This window comes from Streptomyces sp. NPDC085927, assembly GCF_044540975.1.
Classification (GTDB): Bacteria; Actinomycetota; Actinomycetes; order Streptomycetales; family Streptomycetaceae; genus Streptomyces; species Streptomyces hirsutus.
This window is the reverse complement of record NZ_JBITSN010000003.1, coordinates 123,490-139,200: the sequence shown is the minus strand read 5'-3', so window position 1 is coordinate 139,200 and position 15,711 is coordinate 123,490. Positions and strand designations below refer to the sequence as shown.

21 protein-coding genes and 1 tRNA gene are annotated in these 15,711 nt (G+C 70.0%); 11 read left to right on the top strand and 11 right to left on the bottom strand.

Annotated elements, in window-relative coordinates; genetic code table 11:
- The first annotated feature begins 53 nt into the window (after positions 1–53).
- The 6 genes from ACIF80_RS09650 to ACIF80_RS09625 all read left to right on the top strand — a co-directional run bounded on the left by ACIF80_RS09650 (position 54) and on the right by ACIF80_RS09625 (position 3,942).
- Positions 54–224, top strand: coding sequence for a hypothetical protein (locus ACIF80_RS09650; RefSeq protein WP_399801627.1), 171 nt, complete (start codon positions 54–56; stop codon positions 222–224).
- The gene (locus ACIF80_RS09645) at positions 221–1,066 is read left to right on the top strand and encodes a hypothetical protein (RefSeq protein WP_399801624.1); all 846 of its coding nucleotides are present in this window, start codon (positions 221–223) and stop codon (positions 1,064–1,066) included. Before ACIF80_RS09650 ends, ACIF80_RS09645 begins: the two co-directional genes overlap by 4 nt.
- On the top strand, positions 1,063–1,236 hold the full coding sequence (locus ACIF80_RS09640) for a hypothetical protein (RefSeq protein WP_399801621.1): 174 nt from the start codon (positions 1,063–1,065) through the stop codon (positions 1,234–1,236). Before ACIF80_RS09645 ends, ACIF80_RS09640 begins: the two co-directional genes overlap by 4 nt.
- A complete protein-coding gene (locus tag ACIF80_RS09635) occupies positions 1,233–1,544 on the top strand; it encodes a hypothetical protein (protein ID WP_399801619.1) in 312 nt (103 codons plus the stop codon). Before ACIF80_RS09640 ends, ACIF80_RS09635 begins: the two co-directional genes overlap by 4 nt.
- 2 nt (positions 1,545–1,546) lie before the next feature.
- The gene (locus tag ACIF80_RS09630; RefSeq protein WP_399801616.1) at positions 1,547–1,723 is read left to right on the top strand and encodes a hypothetical protein; all 177 of its coding nucleotides are present in this window, start codon (positions 1,547–1,549) and stop codon (positions 1,721–1,723) included.
- Positions 1,724–1,809: 86 nt separating this feature from the next.
- Positions 1,810–3,942, top strand: a complete 2,133-nt coding sequence (locus tag ACIF80_RS09625) for an FtsK/SpoIIIE domain-containing protein (protein WP_399801613.1) — start codon at positions 1,810–1,812, stop codon at positions 3,940–3,942.
- A gap of 219 nt (positions 3,943–4,161) precedes the next feature.
- Here the strand turns inward: ACIF80_RS09625 and ACIF80_RS09620 are convergent, their stop codons facing one another.
- A complete protein-coding gene (locus ACIF80_RS09620; protein WP_399801611.1) occupies positions 4,162–4,395 on the bottom strand; it encodes a GntR family transcriptional regulator in 234 nt (77 codons plus the stop codon).
- A 152-nt stretch (positions 4,396–4,547) separates the two neighbouring features.
- On the opposite strand from ACIF80_RS09620, the gene ACIF80_RS09615 reads away from it, so the two are divergent.
- Entirely contained in the window at positions 4,548–4,931 is a 384-nt protein-coding gene (locus ACIF80_RS09615) for a DUF6415 family natural product biosynthesis protein (protein WP_399801608.1), read from the top strand.
- Positions 4,932–5,094: 163 nt separating this feature from the next.
- Here ACIF80_RS09615 and ACIF80_RS09610 read toward each other — a convergent pair whose 3' ends face one another.
- From ACIF80_RS09610 to ACIF80_RS09575, 8 genes are all read right to left on the bottom strand, one after another.
- Positions 5,095–5,745 (bottom strand): hypothetical protein, encoded by a 651-nt coding sequence (locus ACIF80_RS09610; protein ID WP_399801605.1) that lies wholly within the window; start codon positions 5,743–5,745, stop codon positions 5,095–5,097.
- A gap of 53 nt (positions 5,746–5,798) precedes the next feature.
- Positions 5,799–6,029: a hypothetical protein gene (locus tag ACIF80_RS09605; RefSeq protein ID WP_399801604.1), complete on the bottom strand. Its 231-nt coding sequence runs from the start codon at positions 6,027–6,029 to the stop codon at positions 5,799–5,801.
- Between the two features lie 17 nt (positions 6,030–6,046).
- Complete coding sequence (locus tag ACIF80_RS09600) at positions 6,047–6,517, bottom strand: hypothetical protein (protein WP_399801601.1); 471 nt, start codon at positions 6,515–6,517, stop codon at positions 6,047–6,049.
- Positions 6,489–6,788 carry a hypothetical protein gene (locus ACIF80_RS09595; protein ID WP_399801599.1) on the bottom strand — a complete coding sequence of 100 codons (300 nt, stop codon included), beginning with the start codon at positions 6,786–6,788 and terminating at the stop codon, positions 6,489–6,491. The genes ACIF80_RS09600 and ACIF80_RS09595 overlap by 29 nt, the downstream gene beginning before the upstream one ends.
- A gap of 90 nt (positions 6,789–6,878) precedes the next feature.
- Complete coding sequence (locus ACIF80_RS09590) at positions 6,879–7,322, bottom strand: hypothetical protein (protein WP_399801597.1); 444 nt, start codon at positions 7,320–7,322, stop codon at positions 6,879–6,881.
- Between the two features lie 76 nt (positions 7,323–7,398).
- Complete coding sequence (locus tag ACIF80_RS09585; protein WP_399801594.1) at positions 7,399–7,704, bottom strand: hypothetical protein; 306 nt, start codon at positions 7,702–7,704, stop codon at positions 7,399–7,401.
- Positions 7,701–10,043 carry a DUF3987 domain-containing protein gene (locus tag ACIF80_RS09580; protein WP_399801592.1) on the bottom strand — a complete coding sequence of 781 codons (2,343 nt, stop codon included), beginning with the start codon at positions 10,041–10,043 and terminating at the stop codon, positions 7,701–7,703. Before ACIF80_RS09580 ends, ACIF80_RS09585 begins: the two co-directional genes overlap by 4 nt.
- A 295-nt stretch (positions 10,044–10,338) precedes the next feature.
- The gene (locus ACIF80_RS09575; RefSeq protein WP_399801589.1) at positions 10,339–10,584 is read right to left on the bottom strand and encodes a helix-turn-helix transcriptional regulator; all 246 of its coding nucleotides are present in this window, start codon (positions 10,582–10,584) and stop codon (positions 10,339–10,341) included.
- A gap of 121 nt (positions 10,585–10,705) precedes the next feature.
- Here ACIF80_RS09575 and ACIF80_RS09570 point away from each other — a divergent pair, with 121 nt between their 5' ends.
- Both ACIF80_RS09570 and ACIF80_RS09565 read left to right on the top strand, forming a co-directional pair.
- On the top strand, positions 10,706–11,365 hold the full coding sequence (locus tag ACIF80_RS09570; RefSeq protein ID WP_399801588.1) for a helix-turn-helix domain-containing protein: 660 nt from the start codon (positions 10,706–10,708) through the stop codon (positions 11,363–11,365).
- Positions 11,365–12,564, top strand: coding sequence for a tyrosine-type recombinase/integrase (locus ACIF80_RS09565; protein WP_399801586.1), 1,200 nt, complete (start codon positions 11,365–11,367; stop codon positions 12,562–12,564). The genes ACIF80_RS09570 and ACIF80_RS09565 overlap by 1 nt, the downstream gene beginning before the upstream one ends.
- A 97-nt stretch (positions 12,565–12,661) precedes the next feature.
- Here ACIF80_RS09565 and ACIF80_RS09560 read toward each other — a convergent pair.
- A tRNA-Thr gene (locus ACIF80_RS09560) sits at positions 12,662–12,735 on the bottom strand.
- Positions 12,736–12,828: 93 nt separating this feature from the next.
- The gene (locus ACIF80_RS09555; protein WP_399801583.1) at positions 12,829–13,239 is read right to left on the bottom strand and encodes a DUF3224 domain-containing protein; all 411 of its coding nucleotides are present in this window, start codon (positions 13,237–13,239) and stop codon (positions 12,829–12,831) included.
- A 114-nt stretch (positions 13,240–13,353) separates the two neighbouring features.
- Between ACIF80_RS09555 and ACIF80_RS09550 the strand changes: the two genes are divergently transcribed.
- Both ACIF80_RS09550 and ACIF80_RS09545 read left to right on the top strand, forming a co-directional pair.
- Positions 13,354–14,334, top strand: coding sequence for a helix-turn-helix transcriptional regulator (locus ACIF80_RS09550; protein ID WP_399801580.1), 981 nt, complete (start codon positions 13,354–13,356; stop codon positions 14,332–14,334).
- A gap of 211 nt (positions 14,335–14,545) precedes the next feature.
- Entirely contained in the window at positions 14,546–15,634 is a 1,089-nt protein-coding gene (locus ACIF80_RS09545) for an ABC transporter ATP-binding protein (RefSeq protein WP_399801577.1), read from the top strand.
- Positions 15,635–15,711 lie beyond the last annotated feature (77 nt).

Below are 15,711 nucleotides of genomic sequence, written 5' to 3'. Positions count from 1 at the left end.
TGCCTCTGCTCGCACCGCGTCGTGCGGGCTGCCGCCCCGAAGGAGTTCGGCGAATGACCACCGCGACCCTGCCCCGTATCCCCGTGGACGCCTCGGACGAGCTGCTGCGGAAGCTGCACGTCGAGGCCGTCTGGAACGTGCCGCTGACCGAGCGGCGCACCTGCCCCACCCACCTGCAGTGGCGCGACCTGTGCGCCCACCAGCACGGGCGGGCCGCAGCGTGAAGACCGATTACCTGAAGTGGGGTGCCCTGGCCGCCGCGCTCGTCGCGACGGCCTCGGCCGAGTACGAGCTGGCCCGCGCGGTCGGCTTCAACCAGTGGGTGGCCGCCGCCGTACCGGGCGCCCTGGACATCTACACCGTGCGTGCCCTGCGGGCGCACCGCGACGTCCTCACCGCGGTCGTCGCGCTGATCGCAGTGAACGCGGCCTCCCATCTGGTGACGGTTGGGCTGCTGCCCGTCGACTGGCCGCTCGTCGTCGCCGTCGCCGCGATCGCCCCGCTCGTCCTGTGGCGGGTGCACTCCCTCGGCGGCGACCAGACCGCCGTACCCGACGAGCAGCCGGTCGACGAGCTCGCCGAGTACGCGCCGGAGCCGGAAGCGGAACCCGTACCCGCCGTACCCGAGGTGCACCCGGAGCCGACGAACGCCGTACCCGAGGGCGCCCGGCTGCTGCCGACGTTCGAGTGCCGCGGGGAACTGCAGAGGGCTCTGCGCAACGAGCGCCCCGCCCTCGTACCCGCAGCCGAGTACACCCGCAGCCGGCCCGAGGTGCACGCCGAGTACGTACCCGACGAGGCGTGGAAGGCCGATCACGAGTATCTGATGGGCGGCGACCACGCCGACGAGCAGGACAGCCCGGCGCAGGCCGACCCGCTCACCGAGTACGGCCTCGGGCTGGCCGCCGAGCAGTTCAAGGATGAGCTGCTGGCCGGGAGTGTCCCGTCCATCCGTGCCATCAAGGAGCGGCTGTCCGTCGGCCAGGCCCGAGCCAAGGAGATTCAGGACGGCTTCCGCCAGGCCCTCGCCGAGTGGCAGGCCGCCAGGACGGAGGCGACGGCATGAAGTGGCTTCTCCTCGGCGCCCTGCTCGGGCTGCTGCTGACCATCCCGCAGGCGCTCGCCGTGGCCGTCACGGTGGTCACCGTGCTGGCCTCCCAGCCGCTGCTGGTGGCGTTCGCCGCCGGCATCCTCGCCCGCCCGTACCTGCCGCTGGTGGGGAGGTGGACGCGGTGAGCGACGCCCTCGAGCGGGCCGCCCGCGAGGCGGTCGACGCCGCCGACAACACCCGGCAGGTGGAACTGATCGCCGCGGTCCTGCAGGCGCAGCAGCTCCTCAACGCCCAGCAGCAGCCGGCGTGTCAGCACCAGGCGTCGCAGCCGGGCCCGAGCGTCGGGAAGTGGGTGGCCGTCGGCGTCGCCGGATCGGTCGCCTGCATCTCGCTGGCCCTGTCGGCGATCGCCGTAGCTATCGGCGCGGTCGCAGTCACCTGCTGCCTGCTCGTCCTGCGCTCGATGTGGCGCGAATTCCAGAAGGGGAAGTGACCATGCCCGCTACCAACCATGACCCGCACACCTGGGGCGAACTGGCCCGGGTCGTCGTCCTCGGCGCGAAGATCCAGCGCAAGAAGGCCCGCGGCAAGGGCACCGCCCGGCTCGAGAAGCAGGTCGACGAGATCCGCGAGCAGGCGCAGGCCCGCGAGGACGCCCGCAAGCGCAAGTAGGTACGCCACGGGGCGGCCGTACCCGGCCAGGTACACCGGCCGCCCCGTGTCCCGGACCGCCCATCAGAACGACCGGAGGAACCAGCATGACCGACCTTCACGTACCCGCCTACATCGAGGCCCCGGGTACGCCCGTACCCGCCGTACCCGAGCAGCCGAGCGCGTCGCCGACACCCGTACCTGTCGAGAAGGCCGACGAGCCGAACCGGAACCGCCGCCGGGTCCGCATCGACTCCCTGCGCCGCATCGTCGTCGAGGTCCGCACCAACGACGGATACCGCGCCCTCGTCCGGCACGGCTCGTACATCGTCGGCGGTACCCGCATCCTCACCCGCCGCGCCTGGGACTCGAGGACGACCGCCCGCCACGAACGGATGATGCGCGCCGCCGAAGCCGCCGGGCAGGAAGACGTCGCCCGCGACTGGGAGCAGCGCGCCTACATCTTCCGGCAGTCCCGCCACCGCCGCCGCATGGAGCTGCTGCAGATGGCCATCAACGCCCCCAAGGCCATCGCCATGGGCGCGGCCGGCGGTGCGGGCATCCTGCTGATGCTCGGCATCATGCTGGCCTGGGCGAACCGCGACGTCGCCGACGTGCTCACCCCGATCAACGCGACGATCGGTTTCGTCGCCTGGGTGGCGTTCATCGCCGGCGTCATCTGGGATCCTCTGCTGACCGCCCTGCCGTGGCTCGCCCTAGCCGGAGCGTGGGCCGTCGGCCGGCACCGGCAGGCGGCACCCGCCTGGGCGCTGCCCGCCAACGGTGAGGAGCGGGACGTCGTCCCGGACGAGAACGCCATCCTGCGGGCCCTCGGCAACCTGGGCATCGCCCCGCTGAACAAGGCCATCAAGGACGGCTGGCAGCCGCGGTGGGTGTCCCCGACCACCCGGTCCGGGAACGGCTACCACACGCAGGTGCAGCTGCCGATGGGCGTCACTGTCGAGATGGTCAACGCCAAGAAGAAGGTGCTGGCGCACAACCTGCTGCGCAAGCCCGTCGAGACGTGGCCGACCGAACCGGACAAGCAGCCCGGTGTCCTCGACCTGTGGGTCGCCGACCAGGGCTCCCTGTCCGGCGCCATCCCCGACTGGCCGCTGCTCACCGAGGGCACGACCGACTACTTCCGGGGCGTACCGGTCGCCGTCTCCCAGCGCGGCGAGTCCATCATCGGCAAGCTCATGGCGCAGAACTGGATCGTCGGCGGAATCATGGGCTCGGGCAAGACGTCCATCGTCGTCGCCCTGCTGCTCGGTGCTCTCCTCGACCCGCTCGTCATCGGCGAGGTGTACGTGATGGCGGCGAACGTCGACTACGACCCGCTCAAGCCGCGCCTGCGCACCCTGGTCAAGGGCGACGACCCGGAGCAGTTGAAGGCTGCCCTCGACGCCCTGCGCGGCCTGGTCAACGAGGTCACCGAGCGCGGCAAGCTGCTGGAGGAACTCGGCGGCGAGTCGACCAAGCTCACGCGCGAACTGGCGCAGCGGGACCCGCGGATGCGGCCCAAGGTCGTCGTGTTCGACGAGTGCCACGAGCTGTTCATGAACAAGGAGTACGGCAAGGAAGCCGCTGAGCTGGCCATTCGCGTGATGAAGAAGGCCCGCAAGGTGGGCATCACCCTGATCTGGGTGACGGTCTCCCCGACCGCCGACAGCATCCCGCGGGACGTCACCCGCAACACCAGCGTCCGCGTGGCGTTCGCGGTCGGCGACCAGGTCGCCAACGACGGCCTGCTCGGCTCGGGCAAGTACAAGGCCGGCATCCGGGCGACCGAGTTGGTTCCCGGGCAGGACGTCGGTACGGCGGTGACCTACGGGTTCACCAGCAAGCCGTTCGAGGTGATCCGCTCCCACTACATCGAGCGGGACCCGGAGAAGGGCATCGACCAGGTGACGCCGGTTGTCGAAAGGGCCATGGGCCTGGTCGGTGGCGCGGTCGAGCAGGCGCCTACGTTCCAGCCGGCCGACCACCTCGCCGACATTGCGGCCGTCCTCGGGCACGAGCCGCGGATGCGGACGCAGGACGTTCTGCGCGGGCTCATCGATCGCAACCCGGGCGAGTACGACGGGTGGACGTTCCGGGATCTCAAGAGCGTCCTGGACGACGCCGGGCACGGCGAGTACAAGACCGGCGGCAAGATGCACGTCAGCCTCGACCGGATCCTCGACGCCATCGCCGCCCGCGACGAGGACGACCAGGACGAGGGAGGCGACGAAGAGTAGGGGAGTTCTCCCTACCCGCCTCCCTACCCTGCCTCCCTGTACATGACCAGCAGAAACGGCCAGTCAGGGAGGCAGGGGAGGCGACACCAGAAGGGTGCCGCGACCCCCGAAAACGGGGTGTCGGCCTCCCCTGCGCCTCTTCCCTCCCTGCACGTCAAAGGCCCCCGCCTCGGTTGTCGAGGACGGGGGCCTTTCGTCATGTCTGGGGGTAGCCCGCCTCTATGGCTTGTCGGCGACGAACGAGCCGAGGCCCGGCACCGTGTACGTCAGACCGTCCTCGCGTAGCTGCCGCAGCGCCTTCTGTGCCGTCGGGATCGAGATACCCAGTTCCTCCGAGAGTGCGACCACGGACGGCACTCGCTCAGCGGGCGGGTACTCGCCGGCGCGGATGCGTTCGGCGAGGATCGCGTGGGCCTGCCGCCAACGTGGCACCTCGGACGTGGGGTCGATCATGCAGGTCACGCTAGGGGCGCAGTGTGTTACTCGCGAGCGCTGGATTCACTGTGTGTAGTGCATGCAAGGTATGCAAGGAGTATGGTCCGGGTCACAGAAAACCCCCGCAGCCTGGCCGGGCTCGGGGGGATGGCCGACTGGATGGAGTCGACATGGAGCACCGTACTGCCCCCTCGGTGATCGAGTCAGGGGCAGAGCATCACCCGGCGGACATCGTCACCATGCGCGCCAGTGCACACCGCCTGCTCGCCCCGGATGCGCAGCCGATCGGCCCCGAGGACCTGCAGACGCTCACGCTCGCCCTGCGCGGGCACCTCGAGCTGCTCGTCGTCGACGTCGAGGCCGCGGCCCGTAGCCTGCCGGCGGACGGCGCGCCCCGGGCGTGCGTGATGGCCGCGGCCGGCGAAGCCCGCATGCGGCTGCGGCTGGGCGACGGAGGCAATCCCATGGTGCGCGTATCGGTGGCAATGCGACTGGCCCGCTCCGTCGACGCACTGTGCAACCACCTCGAGCGGCTGACCGGCCGCCAGCCCTAACCCCCAGACGCCCGCCTGCGCCTTCCCCCCGTGAGGCCAGGCGGGTACGGCGACGGCCCCCAGGCGCAGCCGCATGCGCTTGGGGGCCGTTCGCTTACCCCGAACCCATCACCTTTGAATCACAGGCATCACGCGCATCGCGCCAATGATTCCAAGGTTGCTGCTAACTTCCGGATGCGCCCTCGGCCAAGTGCCGGGTCACGGGGTGCGGCAGCGGCTCCGGCGGCTCGAACCCTTGCTCCAGCCGACGGACGGCCTGCGCGCGCCGGTCCAGCTCGCCCGTCGCCAAGCCAACCAGGGTGGCACCCTCGCACCGGTCGCTGCGGTTGTCGTACCGGTCACCTCCGGCCGTGAAGACGACCCAGCCGCCGTCCTGGTGGACGATGTGGCCGTCCATCCCCAGCTCGACGAACGCCGTCGCGTGCCGCTCCACGGCCGCCTGCCGGGCGTCCCCGAGACGCTTCAGCTCCTCGAGCGCTTTCACCGCGGCCTCGAGCGCCTCGGCCAGCCGGGCATGACTGAGGATCTCGAAGTCGGCCACGGCCGCAGCCACCGCCGCCCGCCGCCGCTCCTCGAGGGCCGCAGCCTCCGCCCGCCGCACCTTGGCCGCCGCAGCCTCCGCCCGCAGCTCCGCCAAGCGCCGCTGCGCGTACTCCTCGGCAAGCTGTCGCTCCGCCGTCTCCGCAGCGCCGGCATGCACCTGCGCCTCGAGGTCAGCGATGCGGGCCTCGATCTCCTCCTTCACTCGCTGCGCGTCCTCGAGCTGGGCCTGTGCGTCGGCCAGCGGAGTCGTTTCCTGTACGTGAGTCGTCATGGTCTCTCCTCGTGTGAAGTGCCGCCAGAACGGGCGTCCCGGCGCTGTAGGGGTTACGCCCCGTCCGCAGCTATCTGCCGGGCGAGTTCGGTCCGCAGCCAGGCGCACAGGGCGTCCCGCCGCTCAGGGTCTGCACCGGGTAGGGACATCCCGCGCAAGGCCAGATCGGCGAGGTGCGCGATCAGCGTCACCAGGTCCTGCAGCTCGAGCGTGTCGATGAACGCCTCGATGTCCGGCTGGCCCGGCTCCGCTACCAAGGCGAGCACCGCTAGGACCCGTTGCATGTCGCCAGCCCTCCCCTTCACGCGTCCTCCCCGTCCTCGTCCGGTCCGTCCTCGGTGACAGCCGCGCCGAGCGCCGAGGCGAGCCGACCGAGCATGCTCTTCGCCGTGTCCACGCCGGACGTGTCGTCCTTGTCGACCGCGGCCACGCGGACGTGCGAGCCGACCAGAGCGGCGACCGCGCGCGCCCCGTCGAGGAACGCCCGGGAATCCTCCCCGGCGTGCATGCGGGCCCTTGCCTCGCCGACGTCCTCGAGCAGGTCGCCGGCCAGTCCGAGCCGGGCCGCCTTCAAGTCGACGGCACGCGCCCGCACCGCGACGGCCGTCGCCGACCGATCGAAGGAAATGCCCTCCTCGCCTGCGCAGATCCGTGTCACGGACGCGCTGGACACCTCGACCCGCCGGGCGATCTCGTTCCGTGCCACGCCCTCACGGGCCAGGCGCAGCACCTCGGCTCTGACCTCAGCCGGGATGGGAATCGCTGGAGACACTGGGCACCTCCTCATCTCCCTCGCGCGCGCAAGGGTTGTACTGGTACGCATCAGGCGGCGTTGTCGCGTTGTTCGGCGGGGCGTCCTCGGCCTGGCGCTGGAGTTTGGCGCAGCGCCGTGCGGCCAGGCCGGCGGCCCGTGCTTCGGCGAGTTCGGCGCGCTGCTGGCGTTCACGTTCGCGGCGTTGCCGGGCGGCTTCGATCTGCTGCTGTATGCGGTCCTCGACTGAGCCGAGGGCCTTCTCGATGAGCTGCTGGCCGCTGTCGGCCATCGGTCTCTCCACGTTCCGGGCGGGGGCTGAGGGGAGACTGGGGGTTGTGGCCGGGGCCTGCTACGGACGGGCCCCGGCCGGTGTCGTTGCTCAGATGGCAGGCGGCGCGGGGTCGGAATCGGGTCCGGCTGTCGGCCAGCGGCGCCCCTCGTAGCGCGGAGCGTTCGCGAGTACGTCGGGCGGGGGAAGCACCTCGACGGCTACCAGCGTGCTCCAGCCGTCCGGGTCGACGTCGCCAGCGCCCTCCATCCAGCGGTATTCCGAGGCGTGTGTGATGTTCCCGGAGTCGCCCAGGAACGCCGGGAGGATGCGGGTCTCGCGGTGTCCGTCGCGGAACATGGCGTCGACCAGGGCCCAGGCGATGAGCGGACGGACCTGCGGGGTCTCGTCATCGGTTTCGCGGGTCTTGCGGTTGCGGCGCTTTACTTGGGTGCCGACGAACCATCCTTCGGGTGCGGGGATCAGCGACAGGATCTTGCCGCCATAGCGGATCCCGTTCATGTGGTCTTCGACCGGGTCGCCGTTGCTGGGCATTCGACCTCCTGGGCGGTTGGTGCTGGTCTGTGGTGTGACGGTACGGCCGGCGGGCTTCGTCCGTCCGGGAGTTGGGTCAGGCGGTCACACCGGCGGCGGCGAGGAACGCGGCGTGCTTGGCGGGGTCCTGCATCTCGCGGGCGGAGGCCACCTGTCGTTCGTGCAGCCGGGGCGCGCCGCTCTGGTGCTCGGGGCACATGGTCCACCGCAGGGTGCTGTTCTCGGCGGGCCGCTGCTGGTCGATGGTGACGCGGACAGCGACGATTCCGGGCTTGCCGCAGCCTCCTTGCTCAGCGCAGCAGTCCCCGGTGCTGACGGGGGTGGTCTGCACGGTGAACGTCGTCTCGCGGTCGTCATGCAGGGGGATGGTGGTCGTGGTCATGAGGTCTCCTCGGGCGGGTCGTAGATCCAGGGGTGAACGTCGTACTTCGGCGAGGGCCGCTGCCCGCGCTGGCCCGGCTTCCGGGGCGGTGCCGGAATCTCGGCAACCCAGCCGAGTTCTTCCAACTCGTCCATGGCTTCCTTGATGGCCTCGGCATCGACCGCGCCAGCCGAGCCGGCGGCCCGGCGGCCCTTGAAGGACTCACGGATCTTCCGCAGCGTCACCGTGCGGTCGTCAGCCAGGAGTTGGGGAAGGCGGTCGAGGATGTCCCGCAGGAGCTTCCGGCCGCCGTCTCCGTCACGGGACATGAGGGCGAACGCCGACCGGGCGTGGGCGGTCAGGTACGGGGCGAGGGCGACGCTGCGGGTCATGGCGTCCTCGGCGATCTCCGCTGCGGCCGGGTTGTCGTACAGGGTCAGGCAGGCGGCGAGACGGATGATCTGGCCGCACAACTTGCCCGCCCATTCGGCGACGTCGTGGAGTTTGCCCCCGTCGGCCTTGTCCTTCTCCGTCTGGTTGTAGAACTCGGCGAACACCTTGCGGGCCTGCGTGGTGAGGGTGAGCGTGCGGACGTTCTCAGACGTCCACACGTCGTCGACCAGGCGCACGATGCGCTGCGCGTAGTCCAGGGCGACATCGAGGGGCACGTCGGGGGTGTCGAACGAGCCGGGCGGCATGGGAGAGGGGAGCGCGTACAGGAAGCGGTTCAGGAACCCGGAGGACTTGAACTCGGGGTTGTCCTTCTCCATGTGCTCTACGACGCCCGGCTGAATGATGAGCGTCAGCGTGAGGGCCGTGCGCGGCATCCACGAGTGGCCGCGGCCTACGCGGTCGATTTCGTGTCCGGTGCCGCTGTACGCCTTGAGTACGAGGGTGATGTCTGCACGGCCGTTGCCGTACAGGCCGGCGCAGGCCTTGAAGAACCCTGCCTCCGACTCGTGCAGGGCCATGCGGCCGCCGTTCTCTCCCATGACCTTGCCGAGCGCTTCGAGGGTGACGTCACCGACGAACGCCTTGGGCAGGCCCGGCTGCTCCCGTAGGTCCCGCAGGGATTCGAGGACGGCGCGGGCGTCCTCCTTGGACGCTTTGCCGCGGGAGACGTCGTTCTCCACGGCCGCTAGTTCCTTCTCCGTGATGCGGATCTCCTGCTCGACCTGGTCGACTTCGGCGCGCTGTTCTTCTCGCAGCTGTCCGATGCGGTCCCGCATGGGGGCCGAGGCCGCATCGAGCGCGGGTGTCTTGCGGGCAGAGGAGTCGGCCAGGCCGAGCAGGTACAGGCAGACGTTCTCGGCATCCCAACCGCTCTTGACTGCCACCCCCACCTTCCCGCCGAGGGCAGCGGAGATCGTGCCGAGGGCGGAGAAGCCGAGCAGGTCGTCGGAGACGTTGAGGGATGCGCCCTGGGCGCGCACCCAGCGGGCCAGGGAGTCGCCGAGGAGATCCGTGGGGAACGGAGGCAGCGTCGTCTTCGGGACCGGGATGGGCGGGTCCCAACACGGACCGCCCCCCTCATTTTCCGTTCCACTTATTCCAGCGGGAGCGTCTTCGGGCCCCCAGAGGGGTTCGCTGGAATTACTGGAATCGTTTTGGGCGGGGGCGGTCCGTGTTGCGGGCACCAGATCGTCGAAGCCGAGGCCGGCCGAGATGTGGTCGGTCATGTCCTTGCCGCGGGCGGGCTCCAGGACGCGCACGGGGATGCCGGCTCGCTGCACGGAGTCGGCGACGGCCGCGGCGTGCTTGCGTCCGGGCTCGTCGCGGTCGGCGATGACGACGACCTCGGAGGCGCCGCGCAGGGACTCGGTGTAGTCGTCGCGCCACTTGCCCGCGCCGCTGATGTTGCAGGTTGCGACGCAGCCGAGAGCCCGCAGGCTTTCGACGTCCTTCTCCCCTTCGGGGATCAGGATGGTTCCGCCAGCCTGCGCCTCGGCGATGACCTCGGGTAGCCGGTACAGGTAGTCACGGACTCCCTTCACGCCGGGCGTGCCGTCGGGCCGGTACTGGCGGAACGTCTTGCGCTCGCCGTTGTAGCCGGGCTCGATGCGCCGAACCACTTTGGTCAGTTCACCCTGGGGGTCGCAGTACTTGTACTCAGCGACGATCTGCGGCCGTTCCTGCTTCTCCAGCGGCTCGTCGAACAGGTCGGCCATGGTCAGTCCGAGGGCAGCGACGACGTCCTCGGTGGCGCATCCGGCGTGGCACTTGAGGATGACGCCCTTGCTGCCGCGGGTCACCGACAGGGACGGCGCCCGGTCCTCGTGGGCGACGCACTGGTACGACGTGCCGCGCCCGTTGCTGCCGTGCTGCTGCAGCGCCTCAAGGACGCGTGCGTGAGCGCTCACGCGGTCACCGCCTGGGGGCGCAGGATGACGAGGTACACGGCGCCACACGGGCCGGTCTTGAGGACGGAACGGACGAGCGGGAGCGGTGCGCGGTGAAGGTGCGGGTGCCCGCAGCCGGGGCACTTCTCGACCTTGACCTGTCGGTGCCACTTCCGGGAGCGGGACCGGTAGGTGTCGAGCCGGCCTGCTACACGCGGCGGGTCTGCCTGCGCTACGGTGGGAACGGACTTACCGCCCGCCGCGGAGTCTTCTCGAGAAGGGCCTGTGTGGAGCAGGCCCTTCTCTGCGTTCTGAGTCATGCCGCGTTGCCTCCGACCTTGACGGTCTGGGCGTTGAGCCATGCCTCGATGGCAGAACGCCGGTACTTCACCCGCCCGGAGCGACCGGGCGACGTCTTGATGTAGTCGGGGCCGATGCCCGACCAGCGCCAGTTGGCGAGGGTCTGAGGGCTGAAGCCGTAGTCCTCATGGACCTGCCGCGGAGTCAGTAGCCCGTCCCCCTTGGCCTTGTCGATGGCCTGCTGGACTGCCTGCTTGTCCATCAAACTCATCCTCCCTTCAATGCGGATTTGCATTGGATGATGCTAGAGTTTAGTGGTGACCAAGACACTAGCACCCCCAGACGGGACAAAGAAGCGAACGCAGCCCCATAAGCTGAGACTCATGACTGACGAGCAGAAGCGCCGCGGCCCCGCCGCTACGCAGGTGGCAGCAACCGGGCAGGCCGTGCGAGCGAACGTGGCCCGGCTCCGGAAACTGCGCGGCTGGACCACCTACGAGTTGGCCCAACGGATGGAGGCGATCGGCCGCCCCATTCCCCAGTCAGGCATTTCGCGCGTCGAGTCGGGCGCGCGTCGAGTCGACGCCGACGACCTGGCCGCCTTCGCCGTTGCTTTCGGGGTCTCCCCTGGCGCACTGCTGTTGCCTCTGGACAGGGAGAACGTCGAGGTGACAGGGGCCGGACGGGTGCCGATCGATGTGGCGTGGGCATGGGTCAGCAGCCGCCAGGCTTTGAAGGCGGATACCAGCAATCCGCGCACCGCAGAGATGGAATACGCCCTCGCCTCGCTGCCACCGCACGTGCGTGAGGCCAGGCAGCATCCGGCCGGCCGCGCCCTCGAGGCCGCTTACGAGGACGTGACGAGGGCGATCGTGCGTGCGGGGTGGTCGGTCGAGGGTGACGAGCACGAGCTCGCCGACCTCCTCGATCGGGCCCGCACCTCCCTCGATCGGACGGCGGTGGAGCTCGGCAGGCTGGCCAACGAGTACGACGAGCTGGTGCGCTTTCGGGACGGCGTACCTCGAGAGGGGGGTGACGACTGATGGCGCGTGTATGGATCGAAGATCGCGCGAATCACGCGGAATACCTGACGGCCATGGAGAAGTGGCAGGCCGCGAAGCGTGAGGGCGCCAAGCGGCTGGCGCCGGGCCGGTGGCGGGTGCGCTGGTACGGCCCGGACGGGAAGCCGAAGGCGAAGACGTTCGGGAAGCTGCCACAGGCCGAAGCCGAGAAGGACGCGATCACGGCCCGACTCGACAAGGGTTCGTACCGTGACCCGAAGTCGGGCAAGGCGTCCGTGAAGGTGGTCGCCGAGGAGTGGTTCACGGCGAAGCGGAAGATCGGCCGGACCACTCGTCGCGATTATCGCGATTTGCTCGACAACTACATCATTCCCCGGTGGGGTGACTGGCAGATCGCGGCGATCCAGTGGGAGGACGTCTCCACCTGGTTGACCGAGCTGGAAACGCAACCGGGCAAGGCCGGCAAGCAGCTGGGAGCGGCCCGCATCGTCAAGTGCTACAGGGTCATGGCCATGGTCATGAAGCACGCGGTGTTCTCCAAACGGGTCTCCGTGAGCCCGTGCCACGACCACGAGTTGCCCCGCCCGGACGACGAGGACGAGCACGTCTACCTCAGCCACTCCCAGTTGGAACGGCTCGCGCTCGCAGCTGGTGAGTACCGGCTGCTGATCCTCACCCTGGGGTACTGCGGCATCCGGTGGGCGGAGGCGTCCGCGGTGAAGGCGGGCCGGCTGTCGGTGCCGAAGCGCCGCATCCGGATCACGCAGAACTTCACCGACGTGAGCGGACAGCTAGCCCTGGGGCCGTGCAAGACGCACGAGAAGCGCAGCGTGCCGCTCCCCCGGTCGTTCGCCGACGAGCTGGGCACCCTGGCCCGTGGGCGGAAGGCTGACGATCTGCTGTTCACCGCGCCCGAGGGTGGGCCGCTGCGGTACGCCAACTTCCGCTCGAGGGTGTTCGACCCCGCAGTGAAGGCGGCCGGCCTCGAGGGCATGGGCATCACCCCGCACAAGCTCCGGCACACCGCGGCCTCGCTCGCCATCGCGGCCGGCGCGGACGTGAAGGTGATCCAGACGATGTTGGGACACAAGGACGCAGCGATGACCCTGAACGTCTACTCGCACTTGTTCCCGGATCGGCTGGACGAGGTGGCCGACGCGCTCGATGCGGGCCGCATGGTCGCACTGGCGATGGCCGATGCGCCGCTCACGGACGCCTAGCGATCAATCCAGCATGTACAGAATGCGTACAGGCCCCCGGCAGTGATCTTGCCGGGGGCCTGTCGCGTACCGCCGTTGACCAGCGGTTTCACACCCGAGCCCCCTGTCGGATTCGAACCGACGACCTACGCATTACAAGTGCGTTGCTCTGGCCATCTGAGCTAAGGAGGCGCCGCGTACGCGCGGAGCGCGCGAGGGCGGGTCCACTGTACACAGAGCGGCTTTCGCCGAGCCACGCACTTGAGGGCGGCGGACCCGGTCCGCTCACTCCAGTCCGTACGCGAAGGTGTACGGCACCTTCGTCTCCCCGTGCCGGTAGGTGAACTCGCCGGTGCCGCGCAGCCCGGCCAGGTCTCCGGTGCCCGAGCCCTCGACGACCTCGAAGGAGCAGTGGACGGTCCCGTCGGGGTCGAAGCGTCCGCGCTCCTCGACGACGAAGGCGCCCTCGCGCCCGTCGACCCGGCCGCGGACGAGTTCCATTCCGGCGAAGGAGCCGGTCGTGCCGGTCAGGTAGGAGATGGCGTAGTCGCAGGTCGTGGACTCGGCCTCGATGCCGCCGGTGAAGGCGTTGGTGACGGTGGCGTGGGCGAGCCGGGGGTGGGTGTCCTCCGGGCCCACGGGAACCTCCTTCCAGTCGGCGAAGGTGAAGTGGCCGGTGGTCCGGGTGGTGGGCATGGAGGTGCTCCTTCGGTCGTGCCGCCGGCGGGGACCGTCCCGCGCCGGTCCGGCACGACCATCCTGGGAGCGGTACCTGACATCTCCTGTCAGGTACGTCCGGGGCGCGGGAGAATGCGTCCCGTGCGTGCCGACCGGCTTCTCTCCCTGCTCCTGCTGCTGCAGAACCGCGGCCTGATGACCGCCCCCGACCTCGCGGCGGAACTGGAGGTCTCGGTGCGCACCGTGTACCGGGACATCGAGGCGCTCGGCGCGTCCGGGGTGCCGGTCCGCGCCGCGCGGGGGCCGGAGGGCGGCTACCGCCTGATGGAGGGGTACCGCACCCGGCTGACCGGGCTGACGGACGCGGAGGCCGGTTCGCTGTTCCTGGCCGGGCTGCCGGGGCCGGCCAGGGACCTCGGTCTGGGTGCCGTGCTGGCGAGTGCCCAGCTGAAGGTGGAGGCGGCTCTGCCGGGCGAACTCGCGGACCAGGCGCGGCGGGTGCGTGAGCGGTTCCATCTGGACGCCCCCGCCTGGTTCCGCGACGCGGACCCGGTGCCGCACCTGGAACGGATCTCCGGGGCGGTGTGGGAGCGGCGGGTGCTGCGCACCCGCTACCGGCGCTGGCGGGGCGAGGTGCACCGGGAGGTGCGTCCCCTGGGGCTCGTGCTGAAGGGCGGCATCTGGTACCTCGTGGCGCTGTCCGAGGACGTCGTGCGCACCTACCGGGTGTCGCGTTTCCAGGCGGTGGAGGAGACGGGCGACCTGTTCGACCGTCCCGCCGGGTTCGATCTCGCCGCGTACTGGGCGGAGTCCTCCCGGCGGATGGAGGCGGCGCTGCGGCAGGGCACCGCCCGGCTGCGGCTGTCGCCCCGCGGACAGAAGCTGCTGCCGATGCAGTTCGGGGCGGCGGGCGTACGGGCGCTGCGGGAGGCGGGGCCGCCGGACGGTGAGGGGTGGGTCGAGGTGGAGCTGTCCGTCGAGTCGGAGGCGGTCGCCACCGGCGATCTGCTCCGGCTCGGCACCGAGGCGGAGGTGCTCGGTCCGCCGGGACTGCGGCAGGCGGTCGCGGGGGCCGTGGCGGTCCTCGCCGAGCGGTACGCGGCCGGGCGGTGACGCCGGGCGGTGACGCCGAACGGCGAAAGTTTCCGCGAAGTTCACAGGGCCGCGGGTACTGACAGACCAGGTGAACGCCAGGTACCGTCCTGTGCCAGTCCACCCTCGTGGACCGCATCACACGGAACCACAACGGAACATCCCGTCGTGGCACCACCTTCCTACTCGGATCGTCCGGCACGTTCCTGCCGGTAGAAGGGGGCCCTTCACCATGGCCACTGTCACGTTCGACAAGGCGACCCGGATCTATCCCGGTTCGACCAAGCCCGCTGTCGACGCGCTGGAAATCGACATCGCCGACGGGGAGTTCCTCGTCCTGGTCGGTCCGTCCGGCTGCGGCAAGTCCACCTCGCTCCGCATGCTCGCGGGGCTCGAGGACGTCAACGGCGGCGCCATCCGCATCGGCGACCGCGACGTCACGCACCTGCCGCCGAAGGACCGGGACATCGCCATGGTGTTCCAGAACTACGCGCTGTACCCGCACATGACGGTCGCCGACAACATGGGCTTCGCGCTCAAGATCGCCGGTGTCAACAAGGCGGAGATCCGGCAGAAGGTCGAGGAGGCCGCGAAGATCCTCGACCTGACGGAGTACCTGGACCGCAAGCCGAAGGCGCTCTCCGGCGGTCAGCGCCAGCGTGTCGCCATGGGCCGCGCCATCGTGCGTGAGCCGCAGGTGTTCCTCATGGACGAGCCGCTGTCCAACCTGGACGCCAAGCTCCGTGTGTCCACCCGTACGCAGATCGCCTCGCTCCAGCGCCGTCTGGGCATCACCACCGTCTACGTCACCCACGACCAGGTCGAGGCCCTGACCATGGGCGACCGGGTGGCGGTCCTCAAGGACGGTCTGCTCCAGCAGGTCGACACCCCGCGCAACATGTACGACAGGCCCGCCAACCTCTTCGTGGCCGGCTTCATCGGCTCCCCCGCGATGAACCTCGTCGAGGTGCCCATCACGGACGGCGGCGTGAAGTTCGGCAACTCGGTGGTGGCCGTGGACCGTGACGCGCTGGCCGCCGCCACCGACAAGACCGTCACCGTGGGCGTCCGCCCCGAGCACTTCGACGTGGCCGGCGCCGAGTCCGACCAGGGCCTCGCGGTCACCGTCAACGTGGTGGAGGAGCTGGGCTCCGACGCGTTCGTGTACGGCACCGCCAAGCTCGGTGACGAGTCCAAGGACCTCGTCGTCCGCGTCGGCGGCCGCAACGTGCCGGAGAAGGGCAGCACGCTGCACGTCGTGCCGCGGTCCGGTGAGACCCACGTGTTCTCGACGTCGTCCGGCGCGCGCCTGTCCGACTGAGCCGGGCGTCGTCACATCCGAAACGCGACGGCCGGGGTAATTCACCCGGGTTGATGAAGAGGGCCCCGCAGTTCGCT

Excerpts from the sequence above, each read along its gene's own strand:
- ACIF80_RS09555 (WP_399801583.1), bottom strand. The coding sequence starts at position 13,239 with ATGCCCACCACCCGGACCACCGGCCACTTCACCTTCGCCGACTGGAAG.
- ACIF80_RS09545 (WP_399801577.1), top strand. The coding sequence starts at position 14,546 with ATGGCCACTGTCACGTTCGACAAGGCGACCCGGATCTATCCCGGTTCG.
- ACIF80_RS09565 (WP_399801586.1), top strand. The coding sequence starts at position 11,365 with ATGGCGCGTGTATGGATCGAAGATCGCGCGAATCACGCGGAATACCTG.
- ACIF80_RS09640 (WP_399801621.1), top strand. The coding sequence starts at position 1,063 with ATGAAGTGGCTTCTCCTCGGCGCCCTGCTCGGGCTGCTGCTGACCATC.
- ACIF80_RS09570 (WP_399801588.1), top strand. The coding sequence starts at position 10,706 with ATGACTGACGAGCAGAAGCGCCGCGGCCCCGCCGCTACGCAGGTGGCA.
- ACIF80_RS09585 (WP_399801594.1), bottom strand. The coding sequence starts at position 7,704 with ATGACCACGACCACCATCCCCCTGCATGACGACCGCGAGACGACGTTC.
- ACIF80_RS09630 (WP_399801616.1), top strand. The coding sequence starts at position 1,547 with ATGCCCGCTACCAACCATGACCCGCACACCTGGGGCGAACTGGCCCGG.
- ACIF80_RS09650 (WP_399801627.1), top strand. The coding sequence starts at position 54 with ATGACCACCGCGACCCTGCCCCGTATCCCCGTGGACGCCTCGGACGAG.
- ACIF80_RS09550 (WP_399801580.1), top strand. The coding sequence starts at position 13,354 with ATGCGTCCCGTGCGTGCCGACCGGCTTCTCTCCCTGCTCCTGCTGCTG.
- ACIF80_RS09595 (WP_399801599.1), bottom strand. The coding sequence starts at position 6,788 with ATGGCCGACAGCGGCCAGCAGCTCATCGAGAAGGCCCTCGGCTCAGTC.
- ACIF80_RS09590 (WP_399801597.1), bottom strand. The coding sequence starts at position 7,322 with ATGCCCAGCAACGGCGACCCGGTCGAAGACCACATGAACGGGATCCGC.
- ACIF80_RS09615 (WP_399801608.1), top strand. The coding sequence starts at position 4,548 with ATGGAGCACCGTACTGCCCCCTCGGTGATCGAGTCAGGGGCAGAGCAT.
- ACIF80_RS09605 (WP_399801604.1), bottom strand. The coding sequence starts at position 6,029 with ATGCAACGGGTCCTAGCGGTGCTCGCCTTGGTAGCGGAGCCGGGCCAG.
- ACIF80_RS09620 (WP_399801611.1), bottom strand. The coding sequence starts at position 4,395 with ATGATCGACCCCACGTCCGAGGTGCCACGTTGGCGGCAGGCCCACGCG.
- ACIF80_RS09610 (WP_399801605.1), bottom strand. The coding sequence starts at position 5,745 with ATGACGACTCACGTACAGGAAACGACTCCGCTGGCCGACGCACAGGCC.
- ACIF80_RS09625 (WP_399801613.1), top strand. The coding sequence starts at position 1,810 with ATGACCGACCTTCACGTACCCGCCTACATCGAGGCCCCGGGTACGCCC.
- ACIF80_RS09575 (WP_399801589.1), bottom strand. The coding sequence starts at position 10,584 with ATGGACAAGCAGGCAGTCCAGCAGGCCATCGACAAGGCCAAGGGGGAC.